This is a genomic window from Legionella quateirensis, from assembly GCF_001467955.1.
GTDB lineage: Bacteria > Pseudomonadota > Gammaproteobacteria > Legionellales > Legionellaceae > Legionella > Legionella quateirensis.
Map to the genome: position 1 here is coordinate 1 of NZ_LNYR01000006.1, position 18,322 is coordinate 18,322.

An 18,322-nucleotide genomic window follows, 5' to 3' on the forward strand; every position below is an offset into this window, starting at 1 on the left:
TTTATTAAGCACTCAAATTTCTTCAAAGCGCCCACACAGTTTGTCTTCTCAATTCTTAATGAACCTGCCCCGAAGGCGTGCTGCGTATTCTACTGATTTCCGTATCAGTGTCAAATACTTTTTGCATTTTTTTCTAAAATTTATTTCAGTCTGCTTTTTGTAAACGCAGCTTGGCAATTCTACGCTTACCGACTTGTATTATATATGTATGACCTGAAGGTAATATTAAGGAGGGATCAGAAACCTTATCACCATTAATCTTTACCGCACCTTGCTTCACCATTCTTATAGACTCTGAAGTACTTGCTGTCAAATCCAGTTGTTTTAATAACTGTGCAAGATTAACGGAATCATCACCTGTTAATGACAACTCTTCCAGATTCTCGGGGATCACACCTTTTTGAAATCGCTCTATAAATTCCTTGTGTACGGTTTCGGCCTGATTTTGATCGTGAAAACGAGTTACAATTTCCTTGGCAAATTCTATTTTTACATCACGGGGATTTAATCCCTCTTCCACAGATTTCTTTAACTTTTGAATTTCCTTACCTGTTTTAAAACTGAGAAGGTCAATGTAGCGCCACATCAATTCATCAGATACGGACATTATTTTACCGAACATGTCGACAGCAGGTTCATTAATACCTATATAGTTATCCAAAGATTTAGACATTTTCTTCACACCATCCAAACCTTCGATTAATGGTGTCATCATTACAACCTGCGGTTCAAATCCGTAATGTTTCTGTAACTCCCGTCCCATTAACAAATTGAATTTTTGATCTGTACCCCCAAGCTCCACGTCTGCTTTCAAGGCTACCGAATCATAACCCTGTAATAGAGGGTATAAAAACTCATGAATGGCTATAGGCTGACCTGTTGTATATCGTTTATTAAAGTCATCACGCTCTAGCATCCGCGCAACTGTATGTGTCGATGCCAAACGAATTAAATCAACGGCATTAAATTTGTTTAACCATTGCGAATTAAATGCAACGGTCGTCTTGTCCGGATCGAGTATTTTAAAAACCTGATGCTGATACGTTTTTGCGTTCTCAATAACTGTTTCTTCACTTAATGGCATGCGGGTTACATTTTTTCCGGTAGGATCGCCAATCATAGCGGTGAAATCACCGATTAAAAAAATCACCTCATGGCCATACAATTGAAACTGTCTTAATTTATTGAGTAATACAGTATGTCCCAAGTGTAAATCAGGTGCAGTAGGATCAAAGCCCGCTTTAATTTTTAAGGGGACTTCCTTTTGTAATTTTTTGGTTAACTCATGCTGCGGAAGTACTTCCTCGCAACCTCGCATTAATTCTAGTTGGCACTCTGAAATTGTTTCTAACATACATTAAAACCTTTATAAATGATTGACCAATCTTCTCACAGCGAGTATCTTAGCCCGGTTAGCAAATTCCTGCTATACCAAATTATGTAATTAAAGATAACTTGTTACACGAAATTGAGAAAAATAATACAAACTATCTAAATATGTGGTTATATTAATTAACTTGAGTTAGTGGTCACGCGCATTCCTTGAGTGTGATACATTAGTTAATAATAGAACTACAGCATTCATAGGAATGACAGCAGTATAGGCAACCAATGGCAAAAAGACCAAATATCTCAAAACGACACTCTGGTAAACCATCCAAGCTATTAACTGCTTTTGCGTTAATTATTGCCTTTTCATTACCCTATTATTTAGTTAAGAATTTCGCGCATCGTAAAAATACAGATTATACCAATAGAACCTTAACCTTGCCTAAACTCCCTGAAAAAGAATTCATAATAAAATCTCAGGAAATCGTCGCGTCAAAACCAGTAGATATTCCAAAGATTGTAGAGAAGGCCCCTCCAAAAGTAGCGGTGATTAAAGATAATGTATGGCAAACTATTAAGCCACGACAGGGCGATACCATGGGAGCCATTTTTAGCAGACTGGGCTTGAGCGCTCAAAATTTACATGCAGTGCTTGATAAAAATCCACACGCCAAAGCACTTACCAATATCAAGCTCAATCAGGAAATTAAATTTTTAATCAGTAAGAACAAACTCGAAAAACTGATTATACCTATGAACAATATTCAGACACTTACGGTTTATCGAGTAGGACCAAAATATCAAAATAAAATTGATTCAAAAAAAATGACCAGCCAGGATCTTTATATCACAGCAACTGTTAAAGGTTCTCTATTTACTACCGCACAAAGAATGAACATACCTTATAAACTAATACGTCAAATGACCGAAATACTGAGTAAGGAAGTTGATTTCAACAGATCGATACGCGCCGGAGATCAATTTTCTATAGTATACAATGCCTATTACATTGACGATAAAATGGTGCAGATTGGAGATATTCAAGCAGTATCCTACACTAATCGTGGTAAAACAGCTCAAGCTGTTCGGCATAATAAAGCCAATGGAGATCATGATTATTACACGCCTCAGGGTAGAAGCTTTAAGAAGGCATTTTCCAGATACCCCATTAAATTCAGTCATATCAGTTCAACTTTTGCACTATCGAGAAATCATCCAATCCTGCATTACAAAAGAGCGCATAAAGGGATTGATCTGGCAGCACCGATTGGCACACCCATTCTGGCTACAGGAGATGGAGTAATACAAATAATTGATAGACATAATGGGTACGGCAACATGATTAAAATCAAACATGATAAAACGTACAGCTCAATCTATGGTCATATGCTCAAGTTTCAAAAAGGACTATCAAAAGGCAGCAAGGTAAAACGAGGACAAGTAATAGGTTATGTAGGGCAAACTGGGCTGGCTACCGGTCCCCACTGTCATTATGAATTGCATGTGAATAATCTGCCAAGAAACCCAACAACCATTTCGCTGCCCACAGCTTCTCCAATATCTGGACGAGAATTAGCTTCGTTCAAAGCTAGAGCGGGTACTTTGCTGGCTCGTTTAAAACTAATTGAACAAGCAAATCTTGCCGCTTCAGGTAAAAAGAATATTGATGTAGGTTAATTCGTCAGTCTTACAGAATCAATGAAAACAAGATACGCGCAAAATGATATTGCAGGCACGATTATCCTGTTTATCCAAATAAATACCGACATATTAATACTGAAGCGATAATGCCTGCAAAATCAGCTAATAACCCAACGGGGATTGCATGACGAGTCCGTCTGATCCCAACCGAACCAAAATATACTGCAATCACATAAAAGGTTGTTTCCGTACTGCCCATCATGGTTGCCGCTGTTTTGGCAATTATTGAATCTCCGCCATACTGATGAATTAATTCTGCCATAACTCCCGTAGAAGCACTTCCTGAAAAAGGTCGAATCAGAGCTAAAGGAAGAACTTCTGGTGGCATCCCAATCATGGTCAACAAAGGGGCCAACAGTTGATTGAGCAAGTCAAAAAATCCTGATGCCCTTAACATTCCAATTGCTACCATCATCGCAATTAAATAGGGAATAATGCTAATACTCGTATCAAATCCCTGCTTAGCTCCTACTATAAATGCATCAAATACATTAATCTTCTTAATTGCCGCATATAAAGGGATACCCACTATAAAGGCTAAAAACATCCAATTGGATAATTGATTGGCTAATCCACTCATAAGCTGTCCGCCCTTTGAATTTGAAATCGTTTAAAAGTCGCAAATTGCCGAACAGAAATGATTGCAACAATGGTAGAAACTGAAGTTGCAATCAAAGAACTGAAAATCACACTGCTTGGATTGGTACTGCCATTAGCTGCCAAAAACGCGATAGCGGTAGCAGGAATCAATTGAACACTGGAGGTATTGATAGCTAAAAAGGTACACATAGAATTTGTTGCAACAGTCATATGCTTATTCAGAGTTTGCAATTCCTTCATAGCCTGTAAACCAAAAGGAGTTGCCGCATTTGCCAAACCCAGCATATTTGCAGCGATGTTCATTACCATAGCTCCCATCGCAGGATGCTCAACGGGAATATCAGGAAATAAGCGTCTGAGTATGGGTTTGAGTAGTTTTCCCAATAATGAGACCAACCCTGATTCCGTTGCGATGGACATGATTCCAAGCCATAGAGCCATAATCCCCGTCAATCCAATTGCCACTTCAAAGCCCAGTTTGGCCGAATCAGTTACTGCTCGAACGACCTCATCAATTCGCCCTTCAATAATACCTACAATTACGGCAATCAAAATCATTCCTAACCAGATTATATTGAGCATTCTTGCCTCCAAGACTTAAAAAGGAGTAGCATGTACCTTATACCGGACCTAAACCATCTAAAACTACTTATGAAATACACACCCACTCCCTTAAAATTCTTATTTATTATTATCTGTTTAATAACCGGTTATTCCTGTTATGCAATTGATTCTAATGCGATTGAACAACAGGCCAATTCTTCAATTAAGGAACTATATCATACACTTAACACCATGCCGAACTCTTCCATGACTGAACGAATAGATTGGATAAGCAGCGAATTTAAAGGTGTCCCCTACATCCTGGGCTCATTGGGTGAAGGAGCAAATGCACGCTATGATCAGTTCCCGCGCTATCGGACCGATGGTTTTGACTGTGATACTTATGTCAATACAGTCCTTGCATTGGCTACAGCAAACTCACTTGAAACTTTTCAACAATGCTTAAAATACACCCGCTATTACGAAGGTAAGGTCTCATACATCAACCGCAATCACTTTACTTCCATAGACTGGAATCGCAATAATCAACGCCGAGGATTACTAAAAGATATTACTCTGACCATCAAAGACAAACAAAAAAAATCCGTCGCTCTATATGCCAAGGCACTGATTAACAAACCAGGCTGGTACGCATATAAAACCCAGGATACCATCAGATTAGTCCATGAGAATAAATCAGAACAAGCTAAACGTTTAGCCGAATTAAAACAAAAAGGCAGTACTCTACAAACAACTCTTTCAACAATTCCTTACATCCCATTAAGTGCATTATTCTCAAAAAATGGCGAACCCAATCTGTATCTCTTTTCCCAAATTCCATCAGGTTCAATAATAGAAATTGTTCGCCCAAATTGGGACTTACGTAAAAAAATAGGTACGGCATTAAATATTTCGCACTTGGGATTTGCGATAAAGATTAATAACCATTTATATTTCAGACAAGCCTCCTCCCAATTTGGAAAAGTAGTCGATGTACCCTTAATTGATTACCTCAAAGAAGCTCTTGTAAGTCCTACTATAAAAGGAATTAATGTTCAAATAGTGCTACCCAGGAAACCAAGCACACAAGGATGTCGTACCTTTATTACTCATTAACTTCAAAACAGACTGCCTGACAAGGTTGGTGTCGTATTAATTCGTTCCATTATTAATACACCACCAACCCTAATTGAATAATCAGAGAACCTATAACTCTATTGTCGAACAAGCCTTATATTTTTAGCATTCGGCTCCGGTTTAATTGTTGAACGATAAGGATTAATATCCAAACCACCTCGACGGGTGTAACGTCCATAGACTGTTAACTTCTCTGGCTTACACTGATTCATAATATCAACAAAGATTCGTTCAATGCATTGCTCATGAAACTCATTATGATTACGAAAAGAAACAATATATTTTAATAAGCCTTCTCTGTTTATCTTGGGACCTTTATAACTAATTTGTACACTTCCCCAATCAGGCTGGTACGTCACCAAACAATTGGATTTTAATAAATCGGAATATAAAGTTTCTTCCACCAGATGGTCTTCAACGGTTAGTAATGAAGGGTCAACTGAGTAAACGGAACAGGCTATATCTAAAGAATCAATAGATTCACCATCGAATGAATTCTGAAAAGCTATTGTTTTACTATTCCCTAACTGCTGAATCGTAACGGAAACTTCAGATTTTAAACGCTGACTCAGATCGTTAATGATAGTTCGTTCCACATCAGCGATCGAATCAAATTGAGTGTTGTTAAAGGTATTAAAGTACAGTTTTAATGATTTGGATTCAATAATATTAGGAGAATGGCAATCATAAACGATTTCCGCCACAGCAACTATGGGCTTGCCTTTAGCATTAAGCCAGGACACTTCATAATGATTCCAGGTATCAAATCCCCAAAACGGCAACTGATCCGGATTAATCCCTATTTCAAGACGCTTACCCTCTCGAGGAATAGGAAATAATTTATCGGCATTATATTGTGCCTCATATTCAGATTTCTTACCCAGTTCCAATTGATGTTCCAATTCAAATTCCACACTACTTCTCTTAAATACATGCAAAGTTAATTGCTTTAAAAAAACACATTATACAACAGTGTAGAGCATATCGTAATAGTCAGATGGAGTAGAAAAGAAATCAGGATTTAAGGTAATGACGATTTAACTTAATAATCCAGGCACTAAAAATAATCAGAATGAATCCCATCACTATGAGTGTAAGACGCCAACCGAGCGTATGAGGGAAATGTTGTCCTGTAAAGTAACCAATATAAGCTCTGGAGGTTGGCTATTAGATGAATAATCCTGAACAGTAAAAATCATATCGTATAATGGAGGATTGGCGACATGTAATGGCATGATGCTAGCCAAAAAAAAGAAAGCCATAACAAGAATAGGCAGAGCCAGCCCCAAAATAAGTATTCCATTGCGTCTGATAAAATCGGTATGAGCCATGAGCCTGTCCCTAGATCATTGTTTGATCCTACTCAATGATTATAGTAGATTTTATTTATTTTAAAGATCGGGCTCCATATCAACCAGGAATCACTAAATCCACGACAGTTAAGCAGAGTCAAGCGTCAACTTGCTAATGCCGCTAACACATGCTCAGGATCATTGTTTATAGCAAGCAATAAAGCGTTTTCTGGACCCTCTTATTTCTTTGGATGTACGGAGCACGGACTGAAGCGTCTTTTGTTAATGAACAATTTGGCCTATGCAGTTGGGAGCCGTCCAGAACTTAAGATTTATTAAGTTGTAACTAAAAAATCGCCACACAAAGGCACTGCTCCCCCAAATTGTCGACAAAGCCGTTTGAACTGCCCTATTTAACTTATTGAGCAACTAGATCGACTTTTTTCTGATTCCACTGTTTGGCTTGTCTTTGTCGTAGGTGCCTCAAGTAATTCGCTCAGCGTTTCGTAGCCTGTTGTATCATCGCTCTTATTTACCTGAAGTTGGCCACCTAACGATTTTGAAAAATCTATTAATTCATTCAAAAAGAAGAGTTTGGTTGCTTTAAAAACTCTAATTCCTCTGGCGTAGACTCCCTGCCTAAAATTAAATTCCTATGAGGATATCGTCCAAATTTCTCAATAATTGCAGCATGCTTCAGCTCAAATTCATAATTAGCTTCCATTTGAGGCAGGCTAAAAAGTTGCTTTGCTTGCTCATGAATAATTGCCGACTCACTGTGCATAAATGGCATATAGAGAAAAACTCGTTGTGTAGGCTCAAGTTCTTTATCAAAATGATTTTTAATAGCACATTGCGCTAATACAAGTGCCATACCATCAAAGAAAAAACTTCGCGACGTATCTCTAAAAATATTACGTGAAAATTGGTCTAATACAATTACTTCTGCTAGTGAACCTAAAGGGGTTTCACGCCACTCAAATAATTCACCATTTGAAGCCTGACGATGTAATTCAAGGAACTTACTTTTGATTAAGTCATCTAAATTGGTATCTTTTTTCCACCAGTCGGCAGGAGATAAAGTGTTGAACCAAAATTCTAATACGTCTGTATAAATCATCTAATATCCTTATTAATTAAAAAAATTAGTTTACACATGAGTCAATGGCTAGTGCATATCATTTATAACAATTAAACAATTAATTTTATTTTCCACTTATTCGGGTGTGTTTTGAGGATACTTCACCCAAATCATTTGATTAGACCTTGATGTTGACATTAAGACAGCAACCCCCGAAGATCATCAGTTATTTAGCATAAGAGGGTCAAATCGTGCTTTTTGTTTTAAGATTGAGAAAAGCAAAAAGCACGATCTGCCCTTCTATCTTTTTGTTAATATCCTAGACAGTTAGAATACATATTTAGGAGTGTATCACATTGCATTATTTGTATAGTTTTAGACGTTGTCCTTACGCAATCCGTGCGCGTATGGCACTTAAATATGCAGGAATAGAAGTTGGAATACGCGAAGTAAAGCTTAGTGATAAGCCTATAGAATTGATTATGGCATCAGCAAAAGCCACGGTGCCGGTACTGGTAACAGATTCAGGCAAAGTAATTGATCAAAGCCTCGACATTATGCTGTGGGCAATTGAACAATCTGACCGTGATAATTGGCTCAAGCCTGATTCGCACCAACAAATTTTTAATATAATTCAATATAATGACTTTGAGTTTAAGCCCATCTTAGATGGTTACAAATATCCTCAAAAATCGGGGGTTGGTGATCCACTATTTTATAGAAAACAAGCACTAGTTTTTCTTGATGAATTAAATGCAAAACTATTAAATTCTCAATATTTGTTTTCCGATAATCCTTGTCTGGCTGACATCGCAATTTTTCCCTTTATCCGTCAATTTTGCATGGTTGATAAAGATTGGTTTATGCAATCTCAATTTAATCGGCTAATTTATTGGCTCGAGTTTTTTTTAGAATCTCCTCTTTTTTTAAGTGTAATGAAAAAATATTCGCCCTGGAAAGCAGGAGACAAAGAACCACTTCTAAGCTAATAAAAAAAGTTAAGGTATTTGAACACCTGACCTATTCAACACTCTCACAACAATATCAAAGGAGTTCAGTTCTTCTTCTAGCAAGAGTAGCCTGGGAGTAGGCTCCAAAGGCCGTATCCCAGGTTTACATCCCACATTCATACGCTTTCCAAACCAAAGCAACTTAAGGGGTCAGGGCTTGAATTTTGAATTCACGAAACTATAGCATAATTCACATTTCAAGCACTGACCCTCTTGATGTACGATGCTGGCCTCCCTTGGTTTGGTCTAGAAGTTCAATTATCGATTACAATTTGTTTAGATGGCTATGCCATAATAAAAAGTATCCTCAGCTCATTTGAAGCTCTGTGCACGCCTCTTGTTCGTCATTTTGCGTCAAATTATCCATATTGGTTCGTGTTGTATTGATTCGTTCTTTTAAACTTGCTATTTCCAGATTTAATGACTTCATTTTCTCCATTTTATCATGTTCACTCATATCATCGTCCTCTAAATCCCAGTCATCCCCACTGTCATCACTAAGAGTCATATACTCATCCTCTAAATTTGCCAGTTTAGCTTTCATAGTATTAAGACTTTCCTCAAGAGTTTTAACCTGCTTTACACTTTGCCAATCCATCTTGATTGCTTTGAAACTCTCTTTTCTCTGAGTTTGACTCAACTCCCTGGCAGCTTCCAAATCTTCCTGGGTAAAAGGTTTTTGATTATCATAAGTGCATGATAAATTATGTAAAAATCCTTTTGGATATTCATCCCAGGTATAAATTCCATGTCCCCATTTAGATCCTTCATTCCCTAGTGCAAAATACCAGGGATCAATAATAAGAATGTTCTCTTTTTCCTCTTCAATCTGTTCGTATGTAAGATCATAATCCTCATCGAGACCAACTATAATAAAATTATGAGTACCGGCAGCACGTAACCTTGCATTTGCTCCATTGGATTGGGGATTGTGTGCTACTATCCTGATCGAAGGAATTTCTGAGGGATCCCCATCATCAAATGCCCTGCCATTCAATGTACATTCCTTCATTAAATTGACAAAAGCAAACTGTGCCAGAGTATGACAGACACCCGCTTTGTCAGATTGAACTACTTGAGCAGTTTTTTCCATTGACTCCCTAACCAGTACTTCTTTATGAGTCAGTGGATGCTCAATGCCCTGACCTTTTCTTGGTCCCTGTTTTTTATAATCCCGATCCTCTTGAATTGCTTCCTCCGCTTTTCGGCAACGCTCTATTACTTTCAAGACATGAGGGGGTTGCTCATGAAATTTGTTCTTAATATCCGTCACATTGGTATTAACTCCTGGAATGCAACCAAAGAACGTGATCGCGTCACGAACGCCAAAATCTGAAGTATCACACTTTGTACGCATTACTTTATGAATCTCTTGCTTGATTGAGTCTGTCAACTTTTTACTCATGATACACCTCGAATAAATTGAACGTTTTGTTCCTGGTACGCATTAACAAAGAGCAATCTTTGTTTAATTTTTATTCTAAGTGATTAAAATTAACGAACTATGACAGTTTTTCTTGAGTTATTGTATGGCCCATACACTTATTGCATATCCTATAAATGCACGGCTCGTCCCAGATAGGCACAAACCCTAATTTCGGGTGTAAACTAATATTTCTAATACAAGATGCTGTAATATAAAACAGCAAGGTTACCTCATTGTAGGGAATGCCAGGAGACTGAGATGAACACAGCAAGAAGGGGTCAGGGCTTGAATTATGAATTTATTGATAGTCACAATTCAAGTCCCGCCCCTACAAATGAATCATTAATTGATCACATTGACGATCGGCGTTACAATTATTGCTTAGAAGAAATTCAAAATCGTCTTAAATGTTTCCTAGGGCAATATGAAAAAGTCATTAGAAGTAGTAATAAATACAGCCATAAATAAAACGCATATCACTTTAGTTTTAGGATCCACAAATCATAGAGATAATATTGAAAAAACCGGTGAATTTGTTCTAGAAGCATCTAAAAGATATTATTCGCAGTTATCAACTTCCAATAAATATCAATATAATACATATACTTATCACTCCGAACCACAACAAGGGAAAAAATGGCGTACAGAAGTTGTTGAGTTTCCATCTACTACCTTTAAATTTTTTCCTCATCCCTTAAATAATACAAATGAAATCAAGGGAGTTATTGAAATAACGCCTCATGAGGCCTTTGTAGCTATTGCGCATCTCGCGCGATTCGGAAATTGTGGTTTGCATGCCCATCTTGTTGCTGATTACTTATAGCAATGGCAGTGCGAGAATAAAGAGAATCTTCTCATTAATAACATCGAAATCGTTGAGTTAGAGGGCGATCACACTATTGTTCTTATTAATAGAAACCAGGATAGCGCATTAGATAAGCCGGATGAGTGGGGAATTGAATGTTATGTGGTTGATGCATGGAAAGGCAGCCATTCCCATTATGATTGGGAACAAGTATCCGAGGAAAAAAAACCAGAAAAAAATACTATTTACATCCATGTTAAAGATAATGCGCATTTAAAATATTCCGTACTCATAGCTGATGGTAACTTAGCAGAAGGAATTATCGAATTAAATGAAGTGTTGAGCCAAATTGAGAATGAAATGGTCCTTGATGTCAAAAAAATAGAACAAATTATCTCTAGCAATGGCCATAGAAGTTACTTTTATCCGGCCTCTTTGTTTAAAAAAACGACGGAAAGAAATAACACCAGTCAGATAAAAAGGGTTGTCAATGTGATTAACCCATCCGTTGATGTTTGGAGTGATTCTTGGCAAAGATGGGATATGTTGCCTGCTGCAGATATTAAAATGTTAGGTGAGGATGGGGAGTTCATTTTAAGGGCTGAAATTGAAACCGGTTTAAGAGAGCATAGGAATAAAATGACTGGTTTTTTTAAAAGCTTGAATGAGAAAAGCTCACAACAAGAGTATCCAGATAATCTGGTTAGCCCTAATCCAGTCTAAACCAAAAAGATACGAGCCAACATAAAAGATGTTTGAGGAAAATCATTGATGTGTTTAGGATTTTTCTTAAGATAATTTAAGTAAACTGGTTTCTGGCGACGCTATTATTATCTATTCCTCTAAAGAAGATTTTTGCGACATTATTAGGGCAGAAGACTTTAAATCCTTCCATACTCAACCAAGTTATCCATAAATGTTGTCCACGATGAATTATTTTTTATAAAACCTTCTATCAATAGAGTGTACCTCATTGAATGAAGAAAACCTTTACCACTTCTCAGATAAATTAAAATCGCTGCCCATTTTAGGCCCTCTAACTCAAATTAAGAGATTTCTTACATGATTATGCGCTATTTTGAGTATAACTCATTAAAATTATTCGCTATGCTTAAATCAGTACGAGGAAGGACAGCGGATGTCTTATTAAGGATTATTTGAACGCATCAAGGACGATGCACTACCACAAGGATGTGGTCTGCCTCCTCGGAACACCATTCACTATTGCCATTAGATGTAATCAGAATTGATTACGCTTTTTATCACATCTCAAGCCAACGAAACCTCTAGGTAAAACCCTCCACTAATTCAATTATTTTGGTATTAATTTGAACCTTGATTAATGGATACAGTTTTCGAACCAGCTTCTCAAGTGAATTACAAATTTTTGAACATCCTTTTTACGGATTCACAAATCCATCGTTTAATGAAATGCCTGCCCTATTTTCTGCGTACACTCGTTATATGGATTGTGATAACATCACTTACCATTTATTAGCCCAAATAAAAAACACATGATGCTCTCTAAACTTCTAAAAGGGTGTTTCTTAATTTTATTACTCATTTCAACCACACTTTTTGCTCGTGGCGATAATGTCCAAAAACAGATAAAAGCGCTTTGCGTTGATAGATATCGAGCGCCGGGTGACTTTATTCAATTTACCGATAAATTAATGAAATTAGGTGTTGTCCGACAAACTTATGATGTCACTAATGATGAACTTGCTTTTTATTCTAAAAACTCCATGCTGTACCATTTTCCCGCAGCAGAAATCGATAAGTCCATAGATAAAAATTCGTTTACCTTTGGTGAATCTTTAGACTTAGACATACTCAAAAATGCTTTGGATAAATTCGATCACCACCAAATATCGGTTGTGACATTTCATAAGGAAATTGCTCGAGCTGGAATTGTATACGTGAGTGTCTATTTAAAACAAAGACAGATCTATTATTTAGGTCAAGATGGAAAATATTTTCTTGAGCGATATTAGGGTTTGTTGACAATTCATCAATTTATTCCCAACGTCCCGCGACTTGTTCGCGGGATCCAGAAATGCAGTATCATTAACGAACATTAGATGTTCATCAAGTTCGAAATGGATCCCGCGAACAAGTCGCGGAACGTCGAAATCGGAATTCTAAACACCCCCTAGGCATATGGCGTAATAAATTATATAGATGTAAAAAACAGCTCGAAACCCAAGGGGACGCAAGCATTTAAAACAAGGCCGGCCTACTAAAGAAGAACAGTATAATATTTCTTTGTTGAAACAAGAAAATCACTTACTTAGGGGATCAAGCCTTGAATATTGAATTTAGGAAATTACAGCATAATTCACCTTTCACAGCCTGTCCCTCAAGGTTGTGTGCATTTGGGTTGGATTATAGAGTAAGAATCTTTTTTTCCTTCTGTACGGATTTTTCCAGAAGACCTCTTGCTCTCAATGTTCTGATTGGCGTACTGGTTAATCCGACTGATTTCAACGATATTTTACCTATGGGTTTATTCAACTATTCAGGATTTTTCCCCATTGGGAATTGTAGCGTCGCTCATCATTGATTCATTGCAAAGTTTCTCCATCCCCCAGTGTTAAATAATAACGCTCTAAATCAACTATTGAACGCCTCAACACTGATATTTGTGCTTGTATAATGTCTTCTGTACTGATCCACTCTTGACCATTTGCACGTTTATTTAACTCAATGCGTGTGTTTAATAAAAATTGGGCGATAGTTGCTTGAATACTGGCACTTATTTCATCTTCGTGCGGTTTCGATTCCTCAAGAAATTTTTGGATTAATTCCAGATTATTTTGTATGAACTCTCTTTGTGTTTCTTCTGTCATAGTTACCTCATTAATTTCAATTTCAATACCTTTGCACATTTTTTTAACAGTCGTTTATTCTAGTTTAAACCTTAATTATTCTGGTTTGTCTCTATAAGCAGCTATTATACACATTAATTGGCTACGTAACTTATACACGCTCAGGGTTCGATATATAGCTTAGCTTTGAACTATACTAAATAAACTTTTGTCATCTTAAGCATTCCAAAAAGGAGAAGTGAGTGAACATATTAATGGTGCTGACCTCACATGATAAGCTCGGCAATACGGGGCATAAAACAGGATTCTGGTTGGAGGAGTTTGCTGCGCCCTATTTTGTATTTAGAGATGCCGGTGCTGAACTCACATTAGCCTCACCTAAAGGTGGGCAGCCTCCTATTGATCCAAAGAGCGATTTACCTGAAAATCAGACTTCGGCTACGCAGCGATTCAAGCATGACGAACTGGCCCAAAAAGAGCTATCCCAAACGGTCAAACTTGCACATGTGCAAGCAGAAGATTTTGATGCGATATTTTATCCAGGTGGTCATGGTCCTTTGTGGGATCTTGCCGAAAATGCTGAGTCAATCCGTTTAATTGAATCGTTTTATAACTCTGAAAAACCTGTTGCTTTAGTATGTCATGCTCCTGGAGTCTTGCGACATGTCAATTATAAAGGGGCTCCTCTAGTCAATGGAAAACGGGTGACAGGCTTCACTAACAGTGAAGAGGAGGCAGTACAGCTCACGGAAGTCGTTCCATTTCTCGTAGAAGATGAATTGAAACGATTGGGAGGTCTATTTGAAAAAAAACTTAATTGGCAAAGTTTTGTAATCGTTGATGGCCATCTAATTACAGGGCAAAATCCTGCATCTTCAACTTCTGCCGCCCAAGCATTACTCAAGCTACTCTCATAACCATAAATATCTAACGGGGTCAGGCCCTGACCCTCTTGATGCCCTTGATGTTTTTAATTTTTTGCATTAGGAAGCCAGGAACAATATGAGCTTTGTAAGTTACATTTGTTCCACAGAACAATTAGATTGAGTCAAGATAATTGAAATGATATGGTTTTGGGGTAAAGAAAAGTTCTTTTTCTTTAAACTAGTGTATTCATTTAAAAGGAATTAACATGCACATTAAATCGATGCTAGTGGCAGCAGCCCTAGTTATTTCACACCAATTGTATGCCGGTACTCTATTTAAATTAACTAAAGAGCCGTTAACTATTAATCAATGCCCTATTTCAGTTACGGATAACCCATTTGATCTTGCTTTGACGAATAAAGGCTATTTTGTTGTATCTCGTGGCAAAAAAGACAGTGAATTATTGTTCACTCGTTTAGGACGAATGTTCTTGGACAAAGACTACTATATTCGCAGTGATGAAGGCGACTATCTACTCGCGGTAACAAAAAAATCAGATGCTAAGCATTTGAGTAAAATCAAGATTCCTATAAAAAATTTGGCGCCTAAGGCAACCAGCAAAATTCACATCAGCATCAATTTACCAGCTTCGGCAACTGATGGTAGTGAGTATGAAAACTTTATAGACATCTATGATTCTCTATCAAACAGACATCTCGTAACTATTAAATCATCAAAAATGGTTATGGGTACTTGGCAGGCTCGAGTATTTGTTGATGATGTAGAGCGGGATAAAGGGATACTGGTTTTCAACTCATCAGGAACACTCAGCAAACAAGAAGGATTAGGTCATATTCTATGGCCAGCTGAATATGGGATGCACGAGTTGAAAATTGATTTTAATACAAGTACTCAATTTGCAAGCCCATTTTCTACTCAATTTACTCAGATCGATGGCTATCCCATGGGCGTGCTCATAGGCGCGAATGTTACAAGAGATGGCGAAATTTCTTTAATGTACACTAATGGACACTATAAATTATTAAGGAATCGCATCGCTGTGGCCATATTTACTAATCCAGGATATTTAGAGCATGTCACTAGCCGTTTATATAGACCCAGTGAAAAATCTGGCAACGCAATGATTCATTGGGTAAATGGAGAGTATTCTGTATTAAGTGGGGCTCTTGAAGAAGAGGCCTGTCTTATAAATTAATTTTTTTGCTCGAACATTGGTTTTTAGAACAATAATATTGAATGGAGAAAAGTACAATCTAACAATGCTTGAATACTAATTGATAGTGAAATCGCGTCATAGGATTCTCACAATCCAAGCACTTATACCGCCGTACTTGCGATGTCAAATACGGTGGTTTCATTTAAAGATGTACCAAAGCTAATAAGTCCTGACTATTGGATCTATACGTTGATTATAACCCGATTGACTGTTTTGCAACAAAATACCCTACTACTCTCAGAATATGCAAATATCTTTGGATCACTGTAATCCATTTTGATTTTCACCCATATTACTAGGGGCTAAGTGTATAAACATGTTAATTGGCACTCAACTTTAACCGATAGATCTCACCTTTCAATTCAATCGTATCTCCTGCAACCATCTTTTTTCTTTTCTGTTTTTCTATTACGCCGTTTACCGATACAGTGCCCGCAGCGATCATATCCTTAGCTTCTGCTCCACTCGATGCGATACCTTCAAATTTAAGAATTTTAAAGAGTTCAACAGGTTCTTTATTAATGAAAAGATCTTTCATTTTATTTATTACTCCAGTAATTATGAATTATCGCAATCTTTACTATTTAAGGTAGCAAGAGATAAAGGGGTTCAATTTCAGCAAGCGTATCCTGGGACTAAGCCCCACAGACCCTATACCTGATTTACATTCCACATTCATTTTATCTCCAAACGTTCCTTCAACACCATCATATCCCCAATTTTCTTGTAATACTCCAGTCTGCACAATCACGATGGAAACTGAAATACGGCCTATGGGGCCTAATCTCAGCCTAAGCCGGCTTAAAACGAATCATTGAATAATCCTCTCCATTTTGAAAATGAAGTAGTCTCTATGTTTTATGATGTCCTGTAATAGTAGCAATAAGTGTGTGTTAATCGAATTAGTGAAAAATATTCGACATGCAATATCAGAGTTTTTGATATATAAATAGAAACAATAAGAGAATCACTATGTGATCAGATTAATGAAGTGTTCATAAGGTTAAACACCAAGTGCCTTCAATTTAAATGGATATATCATGAATAGATTAACTCTGGAAAAAGCAAATGCCATTATTGAGGCGGCGTTTATTGAAAGTATGAAATTATCGCTGCAACCAATGTCAATTGCAATTCTTGACGCCGGTGGACATCTTGTAGCATTCCAACGTCAAGATAAAGCAGGTATTTTGCGGTTTGATATAGCGTTTGCTAAAGCCTATGGTGCTCTGGGTATGGGCATAGGTTCGCGAGGTTTAGCACTCAAGGCACATGAAATTCCGGACTTAATGGAGGGAGCTATTATTGCTTCAAAAGGACGACTTATTGCTGCTCCAGGCGGTGTACTTATTGTCAATAGTGATAATGAAATTATAGGGGCTGCCGGAGCAAGTGGGGATACATCAGATAATGATGAACATTCTGTCATTTCTGGTATTCTGTCCGTAGGTTTTATACCAAAAACGAACTAGGTTCTGAATACAATCTATTGATGTTGTGTTCCTGTTCCATCGTGCTCCCAGTATCGTTTATTCAAGTCTTAAATTGGGCGAGATTGCTACAGGCTAGGTTGCAAAACACCTTAAATGCATCGAACTCATTCATTAGGGACAAGAGCATTTTGCCAATCATCCATACTAAGATGCCACAACGATCAAAAGGCAAGATGCGCCGCCAATTACATAGTAGATTTTATTTACTCTACTTTAGCGTTCTACGCCTTGGTAAACAGATTGCTTTTATAAAACATCTCATAAGATAATGAACTCTACCTCCTATTTGCTATTAAGAACTGTTGAATGATATTTTACTTTTTATTGGTGATACATATTCTATGCGGCAGTATTTCCTTAGCCTGCTCTGTAGCAGCCATTGCCACTCCCAAAGGAAGTAAAACCCACAAAAAGTATGGTCGTTATTTTTTTTATGGAATGACAGGAATTTTTCTAACGGCGTTGCCAATGGCCATGATCAAATCCAATATTTTTCTTTTTTTAATCGCCATTTTTAGCTATTACCTGGCTTATAGTGGTTTTCGTTATGCCAGACGACGTGAACCAGCTATACCAAAATCAGACTGGATAATTTGTTCGGCTATGATCTTAGCGTCCATTATGATGATCATCATGGGATTTTGGTATTTTAATACCGATAAGGTTCAATCCGCAGTTCTATTAATTTTTGGTTTACTAGGAGGCAATTTTAGTTTTAGTGATGCATTGATTTATTATAAAGGTCAAGTTCCATATAAACTTAGAATTACCCGACATTTAGGAGCAATGTTAGGAGGAACTATTGCTGTATTTACTGCATTCCTGGTCACCAATATTACTATTGAACACTCTATTTACCTTTGGTTAGGGCCTACAGTTCTCTTTACACCAATAATCATTTACTGGACAAATAGAGTTAAAAAAAACAAAGGCTTATTGAATTTTCAATAAGCCTTTATGATGTTCTCATCGA

19 protein-coding genes are annotated in these 18,322 nt (G+C 37.3%); 10 read left to right on the forward strand and 9 right to left on the reverse strand.

The window, feature by feature from the left end; translation table 11 throughout:
* Window positions 1-145 precede the first annotated feature (145 nt).
* Entirely contained in the window at window positions 146-1,354 is a 1,209-nt protein-coding gene (tyrS, locus tag Lqua_RS02480; protein WP_058472713.1) for a tyrosine--tRNA ligase, read from the reverse strand.
* A gap of 257 nt (window positions 1,355-1,611) precedes the next feature.
* Between tyrS and Lqua_RS02485 the strand changes: the two genes are divergently transcribed.
* The gene (locus Lqua_RS02485; RefSeq protein ID WP_058472714.1) at window positions 1,612-3,006 is read left to right on the forward strand and encodes a peptidoglycan DD-metalloendopeptidase family protein; all 1,395 of its coding nucleotides are present in this window, start codon (window positions 1,612-1,614) and stop codon (window positions 3,004-3,006) included.
* Window positions 3,007-3,076: 70 nt separating this feature from the next.
* On the opposite strand, the gene Lqua_RS02490 is transcribed toward Lqua_RS02485, so the two are convergent.
* Together Lqua_RS02490 and Lqua_RS02495 are read right to left on the reverse strand one after the other, a co-directional pair.
* Entirely contained in the window at window positions 3,077-3,610 is a 534-nt protein-coding gene (locus Lqua_RS02490) for a spore maturation protein (protein ID WP_058472715.1), read from the reverse strand.
* A complete protein-coding gene (locus tag Lqua_RS02495; RefSeq protein ID WP_058472716.1) occupies window positions 3,607-4,212 on the reverse strand; it encodes a nucleoside recognition domain-containing protein in 606 nt (201 codons plus the stop codon). The genes Lqua_RS02490 and Lqua_RS02495 overlap by 4 nt, the downstream gene beginning before the upstream one ends.
* Before the next feature lie 69 nt (window positions 4,213-4,281).
* Between Lqua_RS02495 and Lqua_RS02500 the strand changes: the two genes are divergently transcribed.
* On the forward strand, window positions 4,282-5,289 hold the full coding sequence (locus Lqua_RS02500; protein ID WP_058473059.1) for an N-acetylmuramoyl-L-alanine amidase-like domain-containing protein: 1,008 nt from the start codon (window positions 4,282-4,284) through the stop codon (window positions 5,287-5,289).
* A 98-nt stretch (window positions 5,290-5,387) separates the two neighbouring features.
* Here the strand turns inward: Lqua_RS02500 and queF are convergent, their stop codons facing one another.
* The 3 genes from queF to Lqua_RS02515 form a co-directional block, all read right to left on the reverse strand.
* A complete protein-coding gene (gene queF, locus Lqua_RS02505) occupies window positions 5,388-6,224 on the reverse strand; it encodes an NADPH-dependent 7-cyano-7-deazaguanine reductase QueF (protein WP_115148785.1) in 837 nt (278 codons plus the stop codon).
* A 171-nt stretch (window positions 6,225-6,395) separates the two neighbouring features.
* On the reverse strand, window positions 6,396-6,641 hold the full coding sequence (locus Lqua_RS02510; RefSeq protein ID WP_058472718.1) for a hypothetical protein: 246 nt from the start codon (window positions 6,639-6,641) through the stop codon (window positions 6,396-6,398).
* 541 nt (window positions 6,642-7,182) lie between these two features.
* Window positions 7,183-7,722, reverse strand: coding sequence for a DUF924 family protein (locus Lqua_RS02515; RefSeq protein ID WP_058472719.1), 540 nt, complete (start codon window positions 7,720-7,722; stop codon window positions 7,183-7,185).
* Window positions 7,723-8,039: 317 nt separating this feature from the next.
* Here Lqua_RS02515 and Lqua_RS02520 point away from each other — a divergent pair, with 317 nt between their 5' ends.
* Window positions 8,040-8,672 carry a glutathione S-transferase gene (locus tag Lqua_RS02520; RefSeq protein ID WP_058472720.1) on the forward strand — a complete coding sequence of 211 codons (633 nt, stop codon included), beginning with the start codon at window positions 8,040-8,042 and terminating at the stop codon, window positions 8,670-8,672.
* A gap of 328 nt (window positions 8,673-9,000) precedes the next feature.
* Here the strand turns inward: Lqua_RS02520 and Lqua_RS02525 are convergent, their stop codons facing one another.
* Window positions 9,001-10,098, reverse strand: coding sequence for a hypothetical protein (locus Lqua_RS02525; protein ID WP_058472721.1), 1,098 nt, complete (start codon window positions 10,096-10,098; stop codon window positions 9,001-9,003).
* A gap of 445 nt (window positions 10,099-10,543) precedes the next feature.
* Here Lqua_RS02525 and Lqua_RS02530 point away from each other — a divergent pair, with 445 nt between their 5' ends.
* The 3 genes from Lqua_RS02530 (at window position 10,544) to Lqua_RS02540 (ending at window position 12,918) form a co-directional block, all read left to right on the forward strand.
* On the forward strand, window positions 10,544-10,942 hold the full coding sequence (locus tag Lqua_RS02530; RefSeq protein WP_058472722.1) for a hypothetical protein: 399 nt from the start codon (window positions 10,544-10,546) through the stop codon (window positions 10,940-10,942).
* Between the two features lie 144 nt (window positions 10,943-11,086).
* Window positions 11,087-11,647 (forward strand): hypothetical protein, encoded by a 561-nt coding sequence (locus Lqua_RS02535; protein WP_058472723.1) that lies wholly within the window; start codon window positions 11,087-11,089, stop codon window positions 11,645-11,647.
* 791 nt (window positions 11,648-12,438) lie between these two features.
* Window positions 12,439-12,918: a DUF1398 family protein gene (locus Lqua_RS02540; protein ID WP_058472724.1), complete on the forward strand. Its 480-nt coding sequence runs from the start codon at window positions 12,439-12,441 to the stop codon at window positions 12,916-12,918.
* 570 nt (window positions 12,919-13,488) lie between these two features.
* Here the strand turns inward: Lqua_RS02540 and Lqua_RS02545 are convergent.
* Window positions 13,489-13,773, reverse strand: coding sequence for a hypothetical protein (locus Lqua_RS02545; protein WP_133141077.1), 285 nt, complete (start codon window positions 13,771-13,773; stop codon window positions 13,489-13,491).
* 221 nt (window positions 13,774-13,994) lie between these two features.
* Between Lqua_RS02545 and Lqua_RS02550 the strand changes: the two genes are divergently transcribed.
* Window positions 13,995-14,669 (forward strand): type 1 glutamine amidotransferase domain-containing protein, encoded by a 675-nt coding sequence (locus tag Lqua_RS02550; protein ID WP_058472726.1) that lies wholly within the window; start codon window positions 13,995-13,997, stop codon window positions 14,667-14,669.
* 215 nt (window positions 14,670-14,884) lie between these two features.
* Window positions 14,885-15,835, forward strand: a complete 951-nt coding sequence (locus Lqua_RS02555) for a flagellar hook-basal body complex protein (protein ID WP_058472727.1) — start codon at window positions 14,885-14,887, stop codon at window positions 15,833-15,835.
* 340 nt (window positions 15,836-16,175) lie between these two features.
* On the opposite strand, the gene Lqua_RS02560 is transcribed toward Lqua_RS02555, so the two are convergent.
* Entirely contained in the window at window positions 16,176-16,394 is a 219-nt protein-coding gene (locus Lqua_RS02560) for an RNA-binding S4 domain-containing protein (RefSeq protein WP_058472728.1), read from the reverse strand.
* A gap of 502 nt (window positions 16,395-16,896) precedes the next feature.
* On the opposite strand from Lqua_RS02560, the gene Lqua_RS02565 reads away from it, so the two are divergent.
* Entirely contained in the window at window positions 16,897-17,328 is a 432-nt protein-coding gene (locus Lqua_RS02565; RefSeq protein WP_058472729.1) for a GlcG/HbpS family heme-binding protein, read from the forward strand.
* 327 nt (window positions 17,329-17,655) lie between these two features.
* On the forward strand, window positions 17,656-18,300 hold the full coding sequence (locus Lqua_RS02570; protein WP_058472730.1) for a hypothetical protein: 645 nt from the start codon (window positions 17,656-17,658) through the stop codon (window positions 18,298-18,300).
* Window positions 18,301-18,322 lie beyond the last annotated feature (22 nt).